Consider the following 22,301-nt stretch of genomic DNA (forward strand, 5'->3'; position numbering starts at 1 on the left):
GAAGCCGGCGCCGGAGATACCCGCGTAGCGGCACCACCACGCGGCCGAATCAGAGCTGCGCGTCCACATCCTCCGCCGACAGGGCGTCGACCTCCAGGTAGATCTCCGCCACCTGTTCCAACCGCCCCGGCACCGGCTGGTCCGCCACGAGCCGAGCGGCCATCGCTCCCACGGTGAGCGTCGAGAACAGCGTCCGCACGCTCACGTCCGACGTGTCGAGCGCCTCCCGCAGCCGGCCGACGATCACCGTCGCCAGGACCGAGTCCCCGCCGAGTGCGAAGAACGGGTCGTCACGCCCGACGCGCTCCACTCCCAGCACCTCGGCCCACACCTTCGCCAGCACCTGCTCCAGCGGCGTCTCCGGCGCGACGTACGTGTCCGCCGCCGCCTGCCACTGCGCGGCCACCGCCCGCCGGTCGACTTTGCCGTTCGCGGTCAGCGGCAGCGCGTCCAGCACCACCACGCGCGCGGGGACCATGTGGGGCGGCAACAGGGTTCGCACGAACTTGCCGACCTCGGCGCCGTCTACGTCACCGGCCACCGCCGCGACGAGCTGGTTCCCGGCCACCCCCGCCACGCCCCGGTGTACGCCCGGATGTTCCGCCACCGCGGCCTCGACCTCGCCCAGCTCGATCCGCACCCCCCGCACCTTGACCTGGAAGTCCCGCCGCCCCAGGAACTCCAGCGTGCCGTCCGGCCAGTAGCGCGCCAGGTCCCCGGTCCGGTACCAGCGGCGCCCCTCGTGCGAAACGAAACGTTCGGCTGTCCGCGACGGATCCGCCCGGTAGCCGTGCGCAACCCCGTCGCCACCGATCCACAACTCCCCCGCGACCCAGTCCGGGCAGTCCCGCCCGCGCGCGTCCACCACGCGGCACACCACGTTCCGCAACGGCGTCCCGTACGGCACCGACCGCCACGACGACGGCACCCCGTGCACCTCGCACACCGTCGAATGGATCGCCGTCTCCGTGGTCCCGCCGAGCCCGGCGAACCGGCACCGCGGCGCCTGCTCCGCCACCCGCCCGGGCAGGTCCGTGCCCACCCAGTCACCGCCGAGCAGCACCGTGCGCAACCCGCTCAGCTCGCCCGGCCGCGCCGCGGACAACAGCATGTCCAGCAGCGCCGGCACGCAATTGACGAGCGTGACCCGGCGCGACGCGGCCAGCTCGGCCCACTGCCGCGCCTCCGTGCGGTCGCCCTCCTCGACCAGCACCACCGCGCCACCCGCGGACAGCAGGCCGAAGATGTCGTACACCGACAGGTCGAAGTCCAAAGCGGACACCGCCAGGCACCGGTCGTCCGCGCCGACCCCGAACCGCTCGTTGAGGTCGTCGATCGTGTTCATCGCCGCCCGGTGCGGCACCTCGACGCCCTTCGGTTCACCGGTGGAACCGGACGTGAACAACACGTACGCGATCTGCTCCGCGTCCACCCGCACCGGCCCCGCCAGCGGTTCGGCCGCGCCCCCGGCACCGGTGAGCACGTGCTTCACCTCGGCGATCCGCCGGATCCGCTCGGCCCGCGCCGGCGGCTGGTCGACCCCGATCGGCACGTACCCGGCGCCCGCCGCCAGCACCCCGAGTACCGCCGCGATCTGGTCCGGCCCCTTCGGCAGGCTCACCCCGACCAGGTCGCCCGGAACAACACCCCTGCCCTGCAACGAAGCCGCGACCCGCAACGCCCGGGCGGCCAGCTCGCCGTAGCTCAGCACCCCGTCCGCGCCCCACAGCAGCGCGGGCACGTCCGGCTGTGTGCGGGCCAGCTCGAAGAACCCGTCCTGCAGCAGCCGCCCGCTGCGCGGCCCCGCGGTCGCGTTGACGCGGGCCCGCACCTCGGCCTGCTCGCGCGGCAGCGCACCGCCGACCGGCTGCTCCCACGCGTCGTCCCGCTGACCGAGCCGCGTGATCAGGTCCTGGAACGCGGCGAACATCGCGTCGATCACCCCGGCCGGGAAGGCGTGCTCGCGCACGTCCCAGTTGATCAGCAGACCCTCGTTGACCTCGGTGACCTGCGCGTCGAGCAGCACCTGCGGTCCCTGCGAGATGATCCACACCGCCTCGCCGAAGCACCGCCGCACGCGTGCGTCGAACAGCTCGCCCAGGTTGAGCGCGCTGGTGAACACCACCGGTGCGAGCACCTGCTCGCCGTGGTGCCGGGACAGGTCGCGCAGCACCTCGACACCGGAGTACGCCGCGTGCTCCGCGTCGGCGTGCATCCGCTCCTGCAACGCCTTCGCGTGCTCCACAAAGGACGATTCCCGCGAGAAGTCGACCTCCAGCAGCACCGAGCTGGTGAAGTCGCCGACCAGCTTGTCGACGTCCGGGTGCGTGCCCCGCCGGTCGAACACGGGCAGGTTCATCAGGAACCGGGGCTGCGCGCTCCACGACGACAGCGTCTCGGCGAACGCGGCGGCGACGACCATCGCCGGGGTCAGGCCGTGCTCGTGCGCGCGGGCGCCGAGGCGTTTGCGGTCCTCGGGCTCGAGCCAGTGGTGCCGCCGGGTGACGCGGGTGGCGTCGGCGCGCTCGCTCTCCGGCACCAGCGGCAGGTCGGGCGCGGTCGGCAGCCCGGGGATCCGCCGCTGCCACCATTCGCGGGCCTTCTCCTGCTCGGCCTGGCGGGTGACCTCACGTTCGGCCAGGTAGCGCGGGTAGCTGTAGTTGATCGGCTCCGGCTCGGTGTCCGGCTCGTCGTAGAACCGCGCCAGATCCGCGAGCAGCACCCGGTAGCTCAGGGCGTCGGCGGCGAGCATGTCCACGTCGACGTGCAGCCGGGCGCGATCACCGGGCCGTCGGCTGAGCTGGATCTTGAACACCTCGCCGTGCGCCACGTCCAGCCGGGCGTGCGAGGAGGCGTCCCGCAGCTCCGCCAGGCGCCGGGCGGCCGCGTCCTCGTCGAGGTCGCGCAGGTCGTGCACCAGCAGCGAGGGCTGAGCGCGCTCGGGCAGGATGCGCTGGCGGCCGTCGTCGAGGAACGCCGCGCGCAGCATCCCGTGCCGGGCGACGAGCTTGCGCACCGCGACGTCCAGCCGGTGCGGGTCGAGATCGGGACCGTCGAACTCGACGTAGAGGTGCGCGGCGACCGACCCGAGGGTGGTCTCCTCGTCGCGGCCGATCCAGTAGGCGTGCTGCATCAGCGCGAGGGGGAACGGCTCGGTCTCGTCGACCTCGACGCTCACCTCCGGTTCGGGCGCGACGCCGGCCGCGGCGGTGAGGACCTCCCGCCACCCGGCGAGCGTGGGTGCCTTCGCCAGCTGGGCGAACCCGACCTTGATGCCGCGACGGCGCCACTTGTTCGCCACCTGCATGAGCTGGATCGAGTCGAGGCCCCATTCGATGAGGCTGTCGTTCTCGGACAGTTCCGCCGCCCCGGGCCCCAGCAGGTCGGTGACCTCGCGCAGGAGTTCTCCCGCCGTCGGCTGCTGACTCACCACGTGCCCAGCTCCTCTTCGAACTCGTCGATGTCTTCGTCGGTCACGTCCACCAGTGCCGTGTCGGCCGGACTCGGCGTGCTGCCGGTCAGTGCCGTGCGGAACAGTTCGGTCAGTTCGGGTACCGCGGGCCCGGTGATCGCGACGCGCAGGTACCCGTCGACGCTGACCGCGTCGACCGCCATCGCCCACTGCTCGACGCACGGCGGCAGCCGCAGCACCGGAGCTTCGGGCGCGACCGACCACGGCGAACCGTCGCCGCCGCGCAGCCGTCCCAGGTAGTTGACGACGATCGTCGGCTCCGGCAGGCCGAGCGGACGGAGGAGCCCGTAGCCGAGGCCGTGGTCGGGGAAGCTCTCCAGCTGGTCCCGGATGTCCCGCAGGCGCGCGCCCGGCCGCAGCCGCACCGGGAAGATGGTGGTGAACCAGCCGACGGTGGCCGACAGGTCGGCCCCGAGCTGTTCCTCGCGCCCGTGACCCTCGACCGCGATCACCGCGTCACCCCGGCCGCGCCAGGTTTCCAGCGCCTCGGCGAAGGCGCTGATCAGCAGTTCCCGCACGCCGGCCTGCTCGGCGCCGTCGGGAAGCGGCACGGTGAACTCGGTCTCGCACCGCTCGCCGCCGGGTTGGAACACCGGGTCGGCACCCTCGAGGATTCCGCGCCACAACTCGGTTTCGGCGCCGCGGTCCTGTGCGGCGAGCAGTTCGCTCCAGCGCCGGAACGACGTGCCGGTGCGGTGCAGTTCGCCGCCGTCCCAGGCCTCGGCGAGGTCGTCCATCAGGATCCGCCAGGAGACCCCGTCGACCACGAGGTGGTCGGCGACGATCAGCACGCGGTCCGGGAAGCGGACGACCTGCACCATCCGTTCGTCGGACAGGCGCTCGCGGGCGGCGCGCAGTTCGGCGTCGAGGCCGCCGGTCGCGTCCCGGACGATCTCGGCGGCGTCGGTGGCGTCGGCGGGGTCCGGCGGGATGACCAGCGAGCCGTCCTCCCACCGGGCGCGCAGCACGTCGTGCCGGTCCAGGACCGCTCGGACGACGCGGACCAGGCCGCCGTGGGTGAGGCCGCCGGGTGCGACCAGGAGCATCGCCTGGGCCAGGCCGCGTTCGCTCCAGCGCATGATCGGGGTCGGTTCGACGCGGCCGGTGCCGTCGTCGGCGGCGGTCACCGCGGTTCCGGCGACCGCGGCGAGCCCGGCCGGGGTGCGCTGCTCGAACACCTGCCGCGGTGTGATGGTCAGACCGGCCTTGCGGGCACGGCTGACCAACTGGACCGACACGATGCTGTCGCCGCCGAGGGTGAAGAAGCTGTCCTGCGCGCCGACCTCGTCCAAGCCCAGGACCTCGCCGAACAGCCGGCACAGCACGGCCTCGCGCTCGGTCGCGGGTTCGGCCCGCCCGGCCAGGCCGGCGAAGTCGGGCGCGGGCAGGGCGGTGCGGTCGAGCTTGCCGCTCGGCGTCAGCGGGAACTCGTCGAGCTGGACGATCGCGGACGGGATCATGTGGTCCGGCAGCCGGCGCGCCAAGCTGTCGGCGTCCACCCGGCCCACGACGTAGGCGATCAGACGCTCGTCCCGCACCACCGCGACCGCGCTGCGCGCCCCGGCGCGGGTGAGCTCGACCTCGACCTCGCCCGGCTCGATCCGGAAGCCGCGCAGCTTGACCTGGTCGTCGGCGCGTCCGACGAACTCCAGCACCCCGTTCCGGTGTTTCACCAGGTCGCCGGTGCGGTAGAGGCGCCCACCGGGCCCGGCGACGAACCGCGAGGCGGTGAGCCCCGGCCGGTTCAGGTAGCCGCGCGCGAGCTGGACACCGCCCAGGTACAGCTCGCCGGTGACGCCCGGCGGCACCGGGCGCAGGTACCGGTCGAGCACGTGGACCTGTGTGTTCCACACCGGCCGTCCGATCGGGACCGTGCCGTCGCCCGCGCCTTCGCTGCACGGCCAGAAGGTGACGTCGACCGCGGCCTCGGTGGGGCCGTAGAGGTTGTGCACGTTCGCCTGACCCAGATCGGACGGCAGGGCCTCGCCGCTGCAGATCACCCGCGTCAGCGCGGACAGGTCCCCGCCGGCTTCCACGAAGGCGCGCAGCATCGACGGCACGAAGTGGACGGTGGTGACCCGTTCGCGCGCGATGAGTTCGGCCAGGTAGTCCGGGTCCTTGTGCCCGTCGGGCTTGGCGAACACCAGGGTCGCGCCGGTGATGAGCGGCCAGAAGAACTCCCACACCGACACGTCGAAACTCGAGGGGGTCTTCTGCAGCACCCGGTCCTCGGCCGTGAGCCGGTACGCGTGCTGCATCCACAGCAGACGGTTCACGATCGCCCGGTGCGTGACCACCACGCCCTTGGGACGTCCCGTGGAACCCGACGTGTAGATGAGGTAAGCCGGGTTGTCCGGGCCCGCCGCCCGCGGCTCCCCTTCTCCGGCCAAAGCAGCGGGAAGAACCACCGTCGGCTGCGCGTCCTCGATCATCGTGTTCAGCCGCTCCGCCGGATACGACGGATCCAACGGCAGATAGGCGCCACCGGCCTTGAGCACGCCCAGCAGCGAGACGATCAGATCCAGCGAGCGGTCCTGCCGGATCCCGACGATGCGCTCCGGGCCCACGCCCGCCCCCGCCAACCGCTTCGCCAACGCGGTGGCGCGAGCGTCGAGTTCGGCATAGGTCAGGGACTCGCCCTCGAACACCACCGCCGTCGCATCCGGAGTGCGCGCCGCCTGCGCCGCGAACAACTCCGGCAGCGTCGTCTCCGGCACCTCACGCGCCGCACCGTCGGGGAGCGCGTCCCCGGCGGTGAGCACCGAGATCGCGGACAGGCGCTGGTCCGGCTCGGTCACCAGGTCCTCGACGAGCCGGACCAGCCGGGCCACCAGGTCATCCACAGTGGACTTTTCGAACAGGTCCGTGCGGTAGACGAGCCAGCCGTCGATCCCGGCGTCCTGCTCGAACAGGTGGAACGACAGGTCCAGCCGCGCGGCGTAGAAGTCGACGTGCTCCTCCCGCAGCGAGGCGCCGCCGAACGGCACCGGTCCGGCGGGTGCCCGCTGGTGGGCGAGCATGACCTGGAACAGCGGGTGCCGCCCCATCGAGCGCGCCGGGTTGAGCGCCTCGACGAGCCGCTCGAACGGCAGGTCCTGGTGCGCGAACGCCTCGAGGTCGGTGCGCCGGACGCGGTCGACGAGCTGCCGGAACGTCGGGTCGCCGGTCAGGTCGGTGCGCAGCACGAGGTTGTTGACGAAGAACCCGACCAGCCCGTCCAGCGCGCTGTCGGCGCGGCCGGCGACCGGCGCACCGATCGGCACGTCCTCCCCCGCGCCCATCCGGGCGAGCAGGGTCGCGACGGCGGCCTGGACGACCATGAACACCGTCGCGCCGGACTGGCGCGCCAGCTCGGCCAGCGCCCGGTGGATCTCCGGCGACAGGCGGAAGCCCACCGCGTCGCCGGCGAACGACGGGTCGGCGGGGCGCGCCCGGTCCGTGGGCAACGTGATCTCGTCCGGTAGGCCGGCGAGCTGCCGCGTCCAGTACGCGAGCTGGGTGGCGGCGAGGCTGTCCGGGTCGGCGTCGTTGCCGAGCAGGTCCCGCTGCCAGAGGGCGTAGTCGGCGTACTGCACGGGCAGGGGCGCCCAGCCGGGGCTGCGGCCGTGCGAGCGCGCGGTGTAGGCGGTGGTGAGGTCGGCGAGCAGGCGCTCGGCAGACCAGCCGTCGCTCGCGATGTGGTGCGTCAGCAGGGACAGCACGTGCGAGTCACCGTCGCGGAACAGCCGGGCCTCGAACGGCGGTTCGCGGTCCAGTCCGAAAGCCCGCCGGGCGGCGTCCCGCGGTGACCCGTGGCCGACGATCAGCGGCGGGACGGTGTCGAGGACCTGCTGGTAGGGCTTGCCCTCGAACTCGGGGTAGATCGTGCGCAGCACCTCGTGCCTGCTGACGACGTCGGCCAGGGCAGCTCGCAGTGCATCGACGTCGAGCGGCCCGTCGAGCCGGACCGCGAACGGCACGTTGTAGGTCGCGCTCGGGCCTTCCAGCCGGTACAGGAACCACAGGCGCTGTTGCGCCGACGACAGCGGGGTGCGGCGCGGGCGCGGCATCGGGGTGAGCGCGGGGCGCCTCCGCGTCCCGCCGTCGAGGGCCGTGGCCAGCCGGGCGACCGTGGGCGCGTCGAACACGGTGCCGATCGCGATGTCGATGCCGAGGTCGTCGCGGATCCGCCCGACGAGTCTGGTGACCAGCAGCGAATGCCCACCGAGGCTGAAGAAGTCGTCGTGCCGTCCGACGCGCGGCACGCCGAGCAGGTCGGCGAACAACGCGGCCAGTGCGCGTTCGCGCCCGGTCTCCGGCTCCTCGGCGGCCGTGGTGGCTCCGGGTTCGGGCAGCGCCTTGCGATCGAGCTTGCCGTTCGGGCTCAACGGCAGCTCGTCGAGGAACGTGACGACCGACGGCACCAGGTGCTCGGGCAGGGTGGCGCCGAGCTGCCGCCGGATGGTCGCCGCGTCGGTGCCGGGCTTGGCGACGACGTAACCGATGAGCTGCTGCCGCTCGGGCCGGGCGACGACACCGGCGCTCACGACCTCCGGCAATGCGGTCAGCGCGGCCTCGACCTCGCCGGGCTCGACGCGGAACCCGCGGATCTTGACCTGGTCGTCCGCGCGGCCGAGGAACTCCAGCGCGTCACCGGTGCGGCGCACGAGGTCGCCGGTGCGGTACAGCCGGGTCCCGTCCGGGCCGGCGACGAACCGCGATGCCGTGAGGGACGGGCGGTTGAGGTAGCCCCGAGCCAGCTGGACGCCGCCCAGGTACAGCTCACCGGTGGCGCCGGGCGCGACCGGCTGCAGGTGGCGGTCCAGGACGTGCAGGCTCGTGTTCCACACCGGCCGCCCGATGGGCACGGTCCCGGTGCCGGCGCCCTCGCCGACCGGCCAGTGGCTGACGTCGACGGCGGCTTCGGTGGGCCCGTACAGGTTGTGGACGTGCGGGAGTGCACGCGCCAGGTCGGACGGCAGGGCCTCGCCGCTGCAGATGACCCGCCGCAGCGTGGACGGCCGCGCCCCGGACTCGACGAACGCGCGCAGCATCGAGGGGACGAAGTGGACGGTGGTGACCCGTTCGCGCGCGATGAGTTCGGCCAGGTAGTCCGGGTCCTTGTGCCCGTCGGGCTTGGCGAACACCAGCGTCGCGCCGGTGATGAGCGGCCAGAAGAACTCCCACACCGACACGTCGAAACTCGACGGCGTCTTCTGCAACACCCGATCCTCGGCCGTGAGCCCGTACTCGTGCTGCATCCACAACAGACGGTTCACGATCGCCCGGTGCGTGACCACCACACCCTTGGGACGTCCCGTGGAACCCGACGTGTAGATGACATACGCCGGGTTGTCCGGACCCGCAGCCCACAACTCCCCCTCGCCGTCCAGCGCCGCCGGAAGAACCACCGTCGGCCGCGCATCCTCGACCATCATGTCCAACCGCTCGACCGGGTACGACGGATCCAACGGCAAGTACGCACCACCCGCCTTCAACACCGCCAACAGCGAGACGATCAGATCGAGCGACCGGTCCAACCGCACACCCACCACGCGCTCCGGCCCCACACCGGCACCCGCCAGCTGCCGCGCCAGCACGGACGCGCGCCGGTCGAGTTCCGCGTACGTCAGCGAAGAACCCTCGAACACCACCGCCGTCGCATCCGGAGTGCGCGCCACCTGCGCCCCGAACAACTCCGGCAGCGTCGTCCCCGGCACCTCACGCGTGTCGCCCGTCAGCGCGGTGCCCGCGAAGAACTCCAGCCGCGACACGGGCCGGTCCGGATCGGCCAGAGCCGCGCCGAGCAGTGATTCCAGGTGCGCCAGGAACCGGTCCACGGTGGCGGGGGTGAACAGCTCCGTCGAGTACGTCGCCTCGACGCGCGTCGACCCGTCGACGAGGAACGCCTCCAACGCCAGGTCGAACTGGGTGGTGTCGTTGTGCACCGTCTCCCAGCTCGCCTCGACGCCGGGCAGGTCGAAGCCCTGCAACCCCTGCGTCAGGAACAGCAGCATCACGTCGAACAGCACCGACCGGCCGGGCACCCGCGGCGGCCGCAACCGCTCGACGAGCAGGTCGAACGGCAGGTCCTGGTGCGCGTAGCCGTCGGTGCACATCCGCCGCACCCGCTCCACCAGCTCCGCGAACGTCGGATCACCGGACAGGTCGGCGCGCAGCACGAGCGTGTTGCCGAAGTTGCCGATCAGCCGCTCGACTTCGCCGGCGTCGCGGTTCATCGACGCCGATCCGATCGGGACGTCGGTCACGCCGGTCCACCGCGACAGCAGCGCGGCGTAGCCCGCGAACACCGCCATGAACGGGGTGACCCCGTTGGCCTGGGCGAACTCGCCGATCCGCTCGGTGACCGCCGGGTCGAACGTGCGGAACCGCCGGTCGCCGCGGTCCGACCGGGCCGCCGGGCGCGGCAGGTCCGTGGGCAGCGGCAGGTTCTCCGGCGCCTGGGTCAGCTCGCGGCGCCAGTAGTCCAAGTCCCCGGCGAGCTTCTCGTCGGTCAGCGTTTTCCGCTGCCACACCGCGAAGTCCGCGTACTGCACCGGCAGCGGCTCCAAACCGGACGGTTCGCCCGTGGTGTCCTCGCGGTACAGGGCCGACAGATCACCGGACAGCGTGTTGAAGGTGTAACCGTCCCAGGCGATGTGGTGCACGGTCAGCACGAGGACGTGGTCGTCGTCCGCGCGGCGCAGGAGGCGCAGCCGCAGCGAGTGCTCCTTCGCGAGGTCGAACGCGTGCGCCGATTCCTCCCGCGCCACGCGCTCGATCGTCCGGTCCCGGTCCTCTTCGGACAGTGCGCGCAGGTCGGACTCCGGCATCGTCACCACCGCGTACGGGTCGACGACCTGGCGCGGCTCGCCGTCCGCGGCGGCCACGTACCGGGTGCGCAGGATCTCGTGCCGCTCAACGAGCCGCTGGAACGACCGCTGCAGCGCGGCCCGGTCCAGCCCGCCGCGCAGCGTGATCGCCAGGCACACGTTGTAGGCGGGGCTGGTGGGGTCGAGCTGCTGCAGGAACCACATGCGCGACTGCGCGTACGACAGCGGCAGGTCGTCGTCGGAGTCCCGCTTCGGGATCGACGTCGTGCTCGCCAGGCCGGCCTGGGCCAGCCGTCGGCGCAGCAGCTCACGCTTGCGGGCGGCGAGATCACTCACCGGGGGCCTCCTTGCGCGATCAGGGTCAGCGCGGCGAACCACTCGCGGGACAACTGCTCGATCTCCGCCTCGGTGAACAGCGCGGACGGCCACTGCCAGTCGGCCTCCAGCGTCGATCCGCGGACCAGCGCGTTGACGACGAGGCAGTACGGCGCGGGCATGTCCTCGTCCACGCCGCCGCCCATCGCACCCGCCTCGGGCGCCCCGGTCCACGGCTCGCCGTCCCGCTCGCCCACGGTGAGCCGGCCGAGGTAGTTGAACTCCAGCTGCGGTTCGGGCAGCGACTCCAGCTCGGCGGCGGTGTCCGGGTTGAGGTAGCGCAGCAGGCCGTGGCCGATGCCCTTGTCCGGCAGGGCGAGCTGCTCGTGCACCCGGAGGAGTCCGGTGTGGACGTCGGCGGTGAGGTCGCCGGGGTCGACCCGGACGGGGAAGACGCTGGTGAACCAGCCGACCGTGCCGGACAGGTCGGCGCCGGGCACGATCTGCTCCTCCCGGCCGTGGCCCTCCAGCGCGAGCAGCAGCGACGTGTCGCCGGTGCCGCGCCGGCGGCCGACCGCGTGCGCGAGCCCGGCCAGCAGGACGTCGTCGATCGTGACCCCGTGCCGCTCGGGTACCTCGGTGATCAGCGTGCGGGTGACCCCGGCGTCGAGGAACGTCCGGGTCGCCCGCGTGGTCGCGCGGGTGTCGGTCGCCGGGTCGAGGCGGCGCGTGCCGAGGAGCGGGTCCGGGCCGGAGAGGATTTCGCGCCACAACGGCAGCTCACCGGCCTTCGCGCGGGCGACCTCGGGCAGGGCCCGCGCCCACGCACGGAACGACGTGCCGACCGGGGGCAGCTCGCGGCCGGCCCACAGCTCGGCCAGTTCGGGCACGAGCACTCCCCACGACGCGCCGTCGACGACGAGGTGGTGCAGCACGACGAGCAGCCGGCCGGCCCGCTCCGGGCCGGTGTCGAACCAGACGAACCGCACCATGTCGCCCGAGGGCGGGTCGAGCCTGATCTCCGCCATGAGGGCGGGCAACCGGCCGGCGATCGACTCGTAGTCCAGGTTGCGGGCGTCCACCCGGGTGACGCAGGCGCTTGCCTGAAGCGCGCCGCGCGGGCGGACGACGAACGAGCCGTCGAACGTCGCCCGCAGGACGTCGTGCCGGTCGAGCAGCACCTGCACCAGCTCACGCAGCCGGCCGAGATCCAGCCCGGCCGGGGTGCACAGCATCCGGGCCTGGCTGAGCTGCCCGTACGGCGCGTTGCGGTTGAGCCAGTGCAGCATCGGCGTCAGCGGGACCTCGCCGATGCCCGCGTCCGGGTCTTCGCGGTGCACGGCGTGTTCGGCAACCTGCGCCAGCGCGGCAACCGTGCGCTGCTCGAACACGTCCCGCGGGGTGAACGCCAGACCGGCGCCACGGGCCTTGCTGACCAGCCGCATCGACACGATGCTGTCGCCGCCCAGCGCGAAGAAACTGTCGTCCGCGCCGACCTGCGGCAGGCCCAGGACGTCGGCGAACAGCCCGGCGATGCACTTCTCCAGCTCCGTCGCCGGCGCCCGTGACGTGGTCGGGTAGTCCGGGGCGGGCAGCGCCTTGACGTCGAGCTTGTCGTTGCGGGTCAACGGGAACTCCTCCACCGCGACGACCGCGGCCGGGACCATGTGGTCCGGCAGGGCGGCGGCGACCCGTTCCCGCAGCCCGTCCGTGCTGCTCGCGATCACGTAGGCGACCAGCCGCCTGACCCCGGGCGAGTCGTCGCGCGGCACGACCACCGCGCGTTCGACCCGCTCGTCCCGCAGCAGGACGGCCTCGATCTCGCCGGGCTCGATGCGGAACCCGCGGATCTTGACCTGGTCGTCGACCCGGCCCAGGAGCTCGATCAGGCCCTCGTCGGTCCACCGCGCGACATCGCCGGTCCGGTACAAGCGGGTGCCGGGCGGGCCGAACGGGTCGGCGACGAACCGCTCCGCCGTCGCGCCCGGTCTCCGGAGGTAGCCCCGCGCGAGGCCGGCGCCGGCGAGGTACAGCTCGCCCTCGACGCCAGGGGGGCAGGGCCGCAGGTGCCGGTCGAGGATGTGCGCGCGGGCGTTGCCGACCGGCGAGCCGATGCACGGGTTCCCGGTGCGGTCGACGTCGCACGCCGCGGAGTCCACGGTGCACTCCGTCGGGCCGTAGAGGTTCCACACGGCCAGCTCGGGCTCGTCCCGCAGGGACCGCCACAGCTGCGCGGGCACCGCCTCACCGCCGACGCCGAGCACCCTGAGCGCGCCGCGCCAGCCCGGTTCGGTGGCGACCTGCGCGAGCAGTGACGGCGACAGCTCGACGAACTCGATCTCGTGGTCGCGCAGGAACGCGCGCAGCAGATCGGCGTCCCGGCGCACGTCCGGCGGCACGAGGTGCAGCTCGTGCCCGGCGAACATCCACAGCATCGGCTGCCACGACGCGTCGAACGCCATCGGCCACGCGTGCGCGACCCGTAGCGGCCGGCCGGCCCGTGCCCGGGCCGGGTCGAACAGATCGGTGCGGTGGCTGACCAGCAGGTTCGCGATCGCGCTGTGCGGCACCACGACGGCCTTGGGCGTGCCGGTCGACCCGGAGGTGTAGATGACGTACGCCGGGTGCTGCGGCTTGGCGCGCGGCGGCAGGTCGTGGTCCGGTTGATCGCCGTCCGGCAGCTCGGTCAGGACCAGCTTCGGGGCGGCGTCGGCGAGCACGAAGTCGATCCGCTCGGCCGGCCAGTCCGGGTCGAGCGGCAGGTACGCGCCACCCGCCTTGAACACCGCGAGCAGGGCGATCAGCATGTCGGGCCCGGCCGGCATGCGCAGCGCGACGATGTCCTCCGGCCCGATGCCCCGTTCGATCAGCGCGCGGGCGACCCGGTTCGCGCGGGCGTTCAGCTCGGCGAAGGTCAACCGGGTTGCGCCGGCCACGATCGCCACCGCGTCCGGCGTCGCGCGGGCCTGGTCGCGCAGCACCTCGGGCAGCGTGGCCGCCGGGACGTCGAGCACCTTCCCGGTGCCGATGCGGCGCAGCTCGCCGAGGGTTTCCGCGCCCAGTAGATCGATGCTGGTGACCGTCCGCCGTGGATCGTCCACGAAGGACTCGGCGGCGCGGCGGAACCACTCGCGCAGCGACCGCACCCAGGCCGCGTCGAAGGTGTCCGGCCGGTACTCGAACACGACCGACAGCGTCTGCTCGGCGGCGACCGCGAGCGTCAGCGGGTAGTGCGTGGAGTCGTCGACCGCCACATCGCTGATCGCGATCCCGGCGGCGCGCTCGCTCTCGGCCACCGCGGCGGAGTCGATCGGGTAGCTCTCGAACACCACCAGCGTGTCGAACAGGTCGCCGTGCCCGGCGGCGCGCTGGATGTCGGTGAGCCCGAGGTACTGGTGATCCATCAGCCGGGCCTGCTCGTTCTGCAGCCCGGTGAGGACGTCCAGCAGCGAGCCGCGCAGCCGCACCCGGACCGGGACGGTGTTGATGAACAGGCCGATCATGCCGTCCACCCCGGACAGGTCCGCGGGACGGCCGGACGCGGTGGCACCGAACAGGACGTCGTCGCGGTTGGTGAGCCGCCCCAGGACCAGCCCCCACAACCCCTGCACGACGGTGTTGACCGTGAGGCCGTGCTCGCGGGCCACCGCGTAGAGCCGCTGGGATGTCTCCGCGGACAGGTCGAGCCGCAGCTTGCCGGGCCGCAGCGGCACCCGCGGCGCGGCCGGGACCAGCAGGGTCGGCTCCTCGACATCGTCCAGCGCGGCGAGCCACGCCTCGGCAGAGGAGTCCCGGTCGCGGCTGTCCAGCCAGTCCAGGTAGTCGCGGTAGGGGCGCGGCGCGGGCGGTTCGGTTCCGGCGTAGAGCGCGAGCAGGTCGCGGACCAGCAGCGGGAGCGACCACCCGTCCAGCAGGATGTGGTGGTTGCTCAGGACGAGCCGGTGGTCCCCCTCGCCCAGCTCGACCAGGGTCATCCGCAGCAACGGCGGCTCGTCGAGCGCGAAGCGGGTGGCACGGTCTTCCGCGAGGAACCCGGCGAACTCCTCTTCGGACAGTTGCAGCTCGGCCCACGGCAGCGGGACGTCGCGGATGATCTGCTTCGGCTCGTCGTCGTGCACGAACGCGGCGCGCAGGTTGGCGTGCCGGTCGAGCACACCCTGCCCGGCGCGCCGCAACCGCGCGGCGTCCACGTCACCGGAGAGGCCGAGGACGAACTGGACCGTGTAGACGTCGTCCGCGCTCTCGTCGTACAGCGCGTGGAAGAGCATGCCCTGCTGCAGCGGCGACAGTGGCAGGACTTCGGTCGCGTCTGCCGCAGTCAGGTCTCGAAGTGCCTTCTGCCACCGCTCGACCAGCGCTTCGGCGCCGGTGAACCGGTCGGTCCACGACCAGGTGGCCTGCACGACCGGCCCGTCCGGACCGTCCTCGGTGACGACGGTGATCTCCAGCGGCCGGTGCTGCGTCCGCGGTGCGGGCAGCTTCTCCGGCGCGGGCACCCAGTACCCGTCGCGAACGTCGAACCGGCCGAGGTAGTTGAAGCCGACCTCGGGCTCCGGGACGTCGGTGTACCGGCCGTGCAGCCACCGCAGGATGCCGAACCCGATGCCGTTGTCCGGCACCGCGCGCAGCCGCTCCTGGATCTGCGTCGGGCTCGCGGCGGCGGGCAGCTCGACCGGATACACGCTGGTGAACCAGCCGACCGTGCGGGACAGGTCCGCGCCCGGCACCAGGTGCTCTTCGCGCCCGTGCCCCTCCAGCGCGACCAGCCGCGGCTCGCCGAACGCCTGCGCGAGCGCCGCGAGCAGCACTTCCTGGACGCCGGTGCCGAACCGGCCCGGCACCTCGGTCACCAGCTCCGCGTCCAGCGTCAGCTCCCGCCGGCCCGCCGTCGGCGCCACCGCGACGGCACCCGGTCCGGTGCGTGGCAGGGACTCCCACCCCTCGGCGGACGGCGCCGGCAGGTGCCGTGCCCACCAGCGGAACGACGTGGGCACCGGGTCGAGCTTGACCGGGTGGCCGGACTCACGCGCGGCCCACGCCTGGGCCAGGTCGCCGGCGAGGATGCGCCACGAGACGCCGTCGACGACCAGGTGGTGCAGCACGAGCAGCAGGCGCCCCGGCGCGGCCGGACCGTGGTCGAACCACACCGCACGCACCAGCACACCCGCCTCCGGGTCGAGCGACCCGACCACCTCGGCGTACTTGACGTCCACCGGGGTGTCCGCCGGCACGTGCTCCAGGACGTCGGTCACCGAGCCCGGCGGCCGGACGTCGAGCACGTCACCGCGCAGCCGGGCGCGGAGCAGGTCGTGGTGGTCGAGCACGTCCCGCAGCACGCCGGCGAAGACCTCCGGCCCGCTCGCCGGCGGCACCCGCAGCAGCGCGGCCTGCGCCATCTTGTGGTCGCCGCTCTCGCGCCACCAGCGCATGACCGGCGTCAACGGCACGTCGCCGACACCCCGTGCCCGATCCCCGTCGGGGACCACCACGTCGGTGCCGACGGCGCGGGCGAGCGCGGCGGCGGTCTGGTGCTCGAACACCTGCCGCGGCGAGATCCGCAGCCCGGCCGCGCGCACCGCGCTCACGAACCGGATGGACAGGATGCTGTCGCCGCCCAGGCCGAAGAAGTTGTCGTCGGCGCCGACCTCGGGCACCCGCAGCACGTCGGCCATCGCACGGCACAGGATCCGCTCGACGTCGTTCTCCGCGGCGCGGCCGCCGGACACCGGTTCCGGTCCGGGGTCGGGCAGCGCCTTGCGGTTCACCTTGCCCGACGGCATCAACGGGAACTCGTCGAGGAACACGAACCGCGGCGGCGCCATGTGCTCGGGCAGACGGGTGCGCAGCCAGTCGGCCAGACCCTCCACTTCGGACCCCAGGCAGTACCCGACCAGCCGCTTCGGCTCGTCACGCACCAGCACGACCGCGCGCCGGACGGACTTGTGCTGTTCCAGGACCGCCTCGATCTCCTCCAGCTCGACCCGCATGCCGCGGATCTTGACCTGGTTGTCGGCGCGGCCCAGGAACTCCAGCGTCCCGTCCGGCTGCCACCGCGCGAGGTCGCCGGTGCGGTACAGACGCGCGCCCGGCGGGCCGAACGGGTCGGCGACGAAGTGGCCGGCCGTCCGTTCCGGATCGTTGAGGTAGCCGCGGCCGAGGTAGACACCTCCGGCGTACAGCTCGCCCGGCACGCCGACCGGCACCTGCCGCAGGTGGCGGTCCAGCACGTACAGGCGGGTGTTGCCGTTCGGGCGCCCGATCGAGACGGCCTTGCGGACCGCGCTCGCGTCCCGGTAGACGACGTGGCTGACGCCGATGGTCGCTTCCGCCGGCCCGTACCCGTGGTACATCACGGCGTCGCTGACCTCGCGGAAGCGGCCGAACAGCTCCGGCGTCAGCACTTCGCCGCCGCACCACACGTGCTTGAGCGAGCGGCCCCGGTCCGCGAACCCGTCGGTCCGCACCAGCAGGTCCAGGATGGACGACGGCAGGTAGGTGAAGGTGACCCGGTGGCGCTCGATCAGGCTGAGCAGGTAGTCGATGTCCCGCTCGCCGCCCGGTTCGGCGATCACCAGCTTGCCACCGGTGACCAGCGGCAGGAACACCTCGTTGATCGAGATGTCGAAGCCCATCGGGGCCTTGAACAGCGCCGCGTCACCCGGGCCGAAGCCGAGCATTTCGCGCTGCCACAGCAGGCGGTGCGTGATCGCGCGGTGCCGGATCATCGCGCCCTTCGGCGTGCCGGTCGAACCCGACGTGTAGATGACGTACGCCAGCCCCTCCGGCGGCACCCGCACACCGAGGTCGTGGGGGTCCTCACGGGTGAGGTCGACGTGCACGACCGGGACACCGAGATCGCGGGCCGGTCCGTCGTGGTCCGGTCCGCTGAGGATCGCGGCGAAGCGGGAGCTGTTCGCCACCTCCGCGATGCGCCGCTGCGGCCACGTGGGTTCCAGCGGCACGAACGCACCACCGGCCTTCTCGACCGCGAGCAGACCGACGACCAGTTCCAGCGAGCGTTCCCAGTGCAGGCCGACCGTCCGTTCCGGACCCACGCCGGCCCGGACGAGCCGCCGCGCGAGGTGGTTGGCCTTCGCGTTCAGCTCGGCGTAGGTGAGGCCGCGGTCGTGGAACTCGACGGCGACGGCGTCCGGCGTGCGCGCCACCTGGTCCTCGACCATCTCGGTCAGCGTGGTGTGCGGCCGCTCCTCGGCGGTGTCGTTGAACGCCGCCAGCCGCGCCCGCTCGTCGTCACCCAGGATCTCGGCGAGGTTGACCGGCCGGTCCGGGTGCTCGGTGAGCGCGGTGAGGAGCCGCACCAGGCGCCGGGCGAGCGACTTCACGGTGGATGCGTCGAACCGGTCGCCGGAGTAGCTGATCAGGCAGGTCTCCGGCCCGAAGTGGAACGCCAGGTCGAACTTCGCGCCGGTGAACGGCGTGTCCAGCGGTTCCGTGGTGACGTCCGGCAGCTCCAGCCGGGTGGGCGCCGGGTCGCGGTGCGACACCATGACCTGGAACAGCGGGTGCCGCCCCGGCGAGCGCGGCGGGTTGATCGCCTCGACCACCCGCTCGAACGGCAGGTCCTGGTTGGAGTAGGCGTCCAGGTTCGCTTCCCGCACGCGCCCGAGCAGGTCGCGGAAGGACGGGTTCCCGGACAGGTCGGTGCGCAGCACGACGGTGTTGACGAAGTAGCCGACGAGGTCGTCCAGCGCCTCGTCGGTGCGGCCGGCGACCGGGGTGCCGAGCGGGATGTCCTCCCCCGCACCCAGCCGGGACAGCAGGACCGCGGTCGCGGCCTGTGCGATCATCAGGTCGGTGACGCCGAGCTTGCGGGACAGCTTCGCGAGCGCGGCGGTGAGGCCGGCCGGGAAATCGACGCTGACGCTGCCACCCGCACGCGTCGGCTTCGGCGGAGGCGGCCGGTCGGCCGGCAACGGCAGTTCCTCCGGCGCGCCCGCCAGCCGTTGCAGCCAGAAGTCGCGCTGCGCGTCGACCGGGATCTCCCGCTGCCACAACGTGTAGTCGGCGTACTGGACGGGCAGGTCCGTCCACTGTGGTGCGAAGCCGGCCCGGCGGGCGGCGTAAGCCTCGCCCAGGTCCCGCAGCAGCGGGCGCACCGACCACTCGTCACCGGCGACGTGGTGCACGACCAGCAGGAACACGTGTTCCTCGGGCCCCGTGCGCACCACCTCGGCGTGCACCGGCATCTCGGCGTCGAGGCGGAAGCAGTGCCGGCTCACGCGAACGAGCGCCTCCTCGGCGCCGCCGTCGCGCCGTTCGGCGCGGAACCGCTCGATCGGCGGCAGCACGCGCTGCCCCTCGGCCGTCAGCACGGTGCGCAGGGCGTCGTGCCGGTTGACGACGTCGGTGAGCGCCTGATCCAGCGCGTCGAGGTCGAGCGGACCGGTCAGGCGGGCGGCGAAGGGCAGGTTGTAGGTCGGCGACGGGCCTTCCAGCTCGTACAGGAACCACAGGCTGCGCTGCGCCGGGGACAGCGGCACGAGCCCGTCGTGCTCCCGCCGGGTCAGCGGCGGACGTGAGCTGCCGCCGTCGAGGTATCGGGCCAGGCGCGCGACGGTCGGGGCGTCGAAGATCGCGCGGATCCGCAGGTCGGTGCCGAACGTGCGGCGGATGCGGCTGGCCAGGCGGGTCGCGAGCAGGGAATGCCCGCCCAGGGCGAAGAAGTCGTCGTCGCGGCCGACGCGCTCGACCCCGAGGACCTCGGCGAACAGCTCGGCGAGGATCTCCTCGCGCGGGTCGCGCGCCCCGGCGCTGGTCTCCGTGACCTGCGGTTCGGGCAGCGCCCGCCGGTCCAGCTTGCCGCTCGGGCTCAGGGGCAGTTCGTCCAGCACGACGATCGCGGACGGCACGAACTGGCCGGGCAGCGACTCGGCCAGCGTCCGCCGCAGCGCCGCCGGGTCGAGCCCGTCCCCGACGACGTAACCGACGAGCTGCTGCCGTTTCGGGTGGGCGGTCGCCGCGGCGGCGGTAACCCCGTCCAGCGCGAGCAGGGCCACCTCGACCTCGCCCAGCTCGACGCGGAACCCGCGGATCTTGACCTGGTCGTCGGCACGCCCCAGGTATTCCAGGGCACCGTCGGCGTTCCAGCGCACCACGTCCCCGGTGCGGTAGAGCCTCGACCCGGGCTCGCCGAAGGGGTTGGCGACGAACCGGGACGCGGTCAGCCCGGCGCGGTTCAGGTAACCCCGGGCGAGCTGCACACCCCCGAGGTACAGCTCACCCGCAGCGCCGGGGGCGACCGGTCGCAGGAACCGGTCCAGCACGTAGGTCTGCGTGTTCCACACCGGACGTCCGATGGGGACGATCTCCGGGGCGTCCGGGACCGGCCAGTACGTGACGTCCACCGCCGCTTCGGTCGGCCCGTACAGGTTGTGCACCCGCGCGCCCAGCGACTGGCGGGCCTGCCGCGCGAGCTCCGGCGGCAACGCCTCACCGCTGCAGATGATCCGCTCCGGACCGCGGCCGACCTCGACGTACTGGGCCAGCATCGACGGCACGAAGTGCGCGGTGGTGATCCGCTCCCGCGCGACGAGGTCGGCCAGGTAGCGCGGGTCCTGGTGACCCTCCGGTTCGGCGAACACGAGCGTGGCGCCGGTGATGAGCGGCCAGAAGAACTCCCACACCGACACGTCGAAACTCGACGGCGTCTTCTGCAACACCCGATCCTCGGCCGTCAGCCGGTACTCGTGCTGCATCCACAACAGACGGTTCACGATCGCCCGGTGCGTGACCACCACGCCCTTGGGGCGTCCGGTGGAACCCGACGTGTAGATGACATATGCGGGGTTGTCCGGACCCGCAGGCCGCAACTCCCCCTCGCCGTCCAGCGCCGCCGGAAGAACCACCGTCGGCCGCGCATCCTCGACCATCATGTCCAACCGCTCCGCCGGATACGACGGATCCAACGGCAGGTAAGCGCCACCGGCCTTGAGCACGCCCAGCAGCGAGACGATCAACTCCAGCGACCGGTCCATCCGCACGCCCACCACGCGCTCCGGCCCCACACCCGCCCCGGCCAGCTGCCGCGCCAGTGCGGTAGCGCGGGCATCCAGTTCCGCGTAGGTCAGTGCGGTGCCGCGGAACACGACGGCCACCGCGTCCGGGGTGCGCGCCACCTGCGCCCCGAACAACTCCGGCAGCGTCGTCTCCGGCACCGCGGCCGCGGTCGCGTTGGGCGCCACCACGACCTGCTGCCACTCGTCGGCGGGCAGGGTTTCGACCCGCGCGACCGGCGTACCGGGCGCCGTGACGAACCGGCCCAGCACGTCCTGGAAACGTTCGGCGATCCGCGTGACCCCGGCGTCGTCGAAGCGCGCCGGGTCGTGGTCGAAACGCAGCACGAACTCCGCACCGGGCACGACCAGCAGGGCGAGCGGGTAGTGCGTCGCGTCGCGCACGGTGACCCCCGCCAGCGGTGAGCCGGCCAGATCGGTGCCCGGGTAGCTTTCGAAGACGACGAGCGTGTCGAACAGCGCGGGCTGCCCGGCGGCGCGCTGGATGTCGGCGAGCCCGAGGTGCTGGTGCTCCAGCAGCCGCGCCTGCTCGGCCTGCACCCGCGCGGCCAGCTCGGCCAGCGTCTCGCCGGGCGCGAGACGGACCCGGACCGGCACGGTGTTGATCAGCATGCCGACCATCGACTCGACGCCCGGCACGTCGGGGTTCCGCCCCGAGACGGTGGCGCCGAACACCAGATCGTCGCGCCCGGTCAGGCCGGCCAGCACGAGCGCCCACGCCGACTGCACGAGGGCGTTCACGGTCACGCCGTGGTCGCGGGCGGCCCGCGTCAACGGTTCGCCGGGCAGCGAAAACTCCGTGCGGCGTGGCAGTCCGGTGGACGGGCCGCCGGCGACGAGCGTGGGTCCGTCCAGGTCGGCGAGGGCTTCCGCCCAGGCCCGTCCGGCGGCCTCGGTGTCCTGTTTGGACAACCAGGTCAGGTGGTCGCGGAACGGCCGCACCGCGGGAAGCGCTTGCCCGCCGTACAACGACAACAGATCACGCACCAGGATGGGCGCGGACCAGCCGTCCCACAGCAGGTGGTGCGACGACAGCACGAGCACGTGCCCGGAATCCCGCCGCACCAACGTGAACCGCAGCAGCGGCGGCCGCCCGAGGTCGAACGGTTCGGCGCGCTCGTCGTCCAGCAGCCGCTGGAACCGCTCCTCGTCCGGGCAGTCCACCACCCGCCAGGGAACCCGCACGGACCGCCGCACGACCTGCACGAACTGGCCCGAGGCCTGCGTCCGGAAACCGGCTCGCAGGTTCGCGTGCCGCCGCACCAGGTCCTCGGCCGCCCGCCGGAGCCGGCCGGCGTCGACGTCACCGGCCAGGCGCAGCACGGTCTGCACCGTGTAGACGTCCGCCCGGTCGCCGAGCAGGGCGTGGAAGACCATGCCCTGCTGCAACGGGGTGAGCGGGAGGACGTCCTCGACGCTCGAGGCCACCCTCAGGACTCGCTCTCGACCAGGCTGCGCGGCCGCATGTCGGTCCAGTTGGCCTCGATGTGGTCCAGGCACGCCTGGCGGCTGTCCTCACCGAACACGATCCGCCAGCCGGACGGCACTTCCGCGAAGGTGGGCCACAGCGAGTACTGGCCCTCGTCGTTGACCAGCGCGTAGAAGCGCCCGTTGTCGTCGTCGAAGGGGTTCGTCACGCAAGCCTCCAGTGCCCGTTTGATAGCTGAG

At 72.8% G+C, this 22,301-nt stretch carries 4 protein-coding genes; all 4 read right to left on the reverse strand.

Annotation, left to right across the window (positions count from 1 at the left end; all coding sequences use genetic code 11):
- Positions 1-49: 49 nt before the first annotated feature.
- From FB470_RS08050 to FB470_RS08065, 4 genes are read right to left on the reverse strand one after another with little or no spacing between them, the layout of a single operon-like run.
- Complete coding sequence (locus tag FB470_RS08050; RefSeq protein WP_306990091.1) at positions 50-3,433, reverse strand: non-ribosomal peptide synthetase; 3,384 nt, start codon at positions 3,431-3,433, stop codon at positions 50-52.
- Positions 3,427-10,620, reverse strand: a complete 7,194-nt coding sequence (locus FB470_RS08055; protein WP_306990093.1) for a non-ribosomal peptide synthetase — start codon at positions 10,618-10,620, stop codon at positions 3,427-3,429. The genes FB470_RS08050 and FB470_RS08055 overlap by 7 nt, the downstream gene beginning before the upstream one ends.
- Positions 10,617-22,061 carry a non-ribosomal peptide synthetase gene (locus FB470_RS08060; RefSeq protein WP_306990095.1) on the reverse strand — a complete coding sequence of 3,815 codons (11,445 nt, stop codon included), beginning with the start codon at positions 22,059-22,061 and terminating at the stop codon, positions 10,617-10,619. The genes FB470_RS08055 and FB470_RS08060 overlap by 4 nt, the downstream gene beginning before the upstream one ends.
- 2 nt (positions 22,062-22,063) lie before the next feature.
- Positions 22,064-22,270 carry an MbtH family protein gene (locus FB470_RS08065; protein ID WP_094003850.1) on the reverse strand — a complete coding sequence of 69 codons (207 nt, stop codon included), beginning with the start codon at positions 22,268-22,270 and terminating at the stop codon, positions 22,064-22,066.
- Positions 22,271-22,301 lie beyond the last annotated feature (31 nt).

Origin of the sequence: Amycolatopsis thermophila, assembly GCF_030814215.1 — a bacterium.
GTDB classification, from domain to species: Bacteria; Actinomycetota; Actinomycetes; order Mycobacteriales; family Pseudonocardiaceae; genus Amycolatopsis_E; species Amycolatopsis_E thermophila.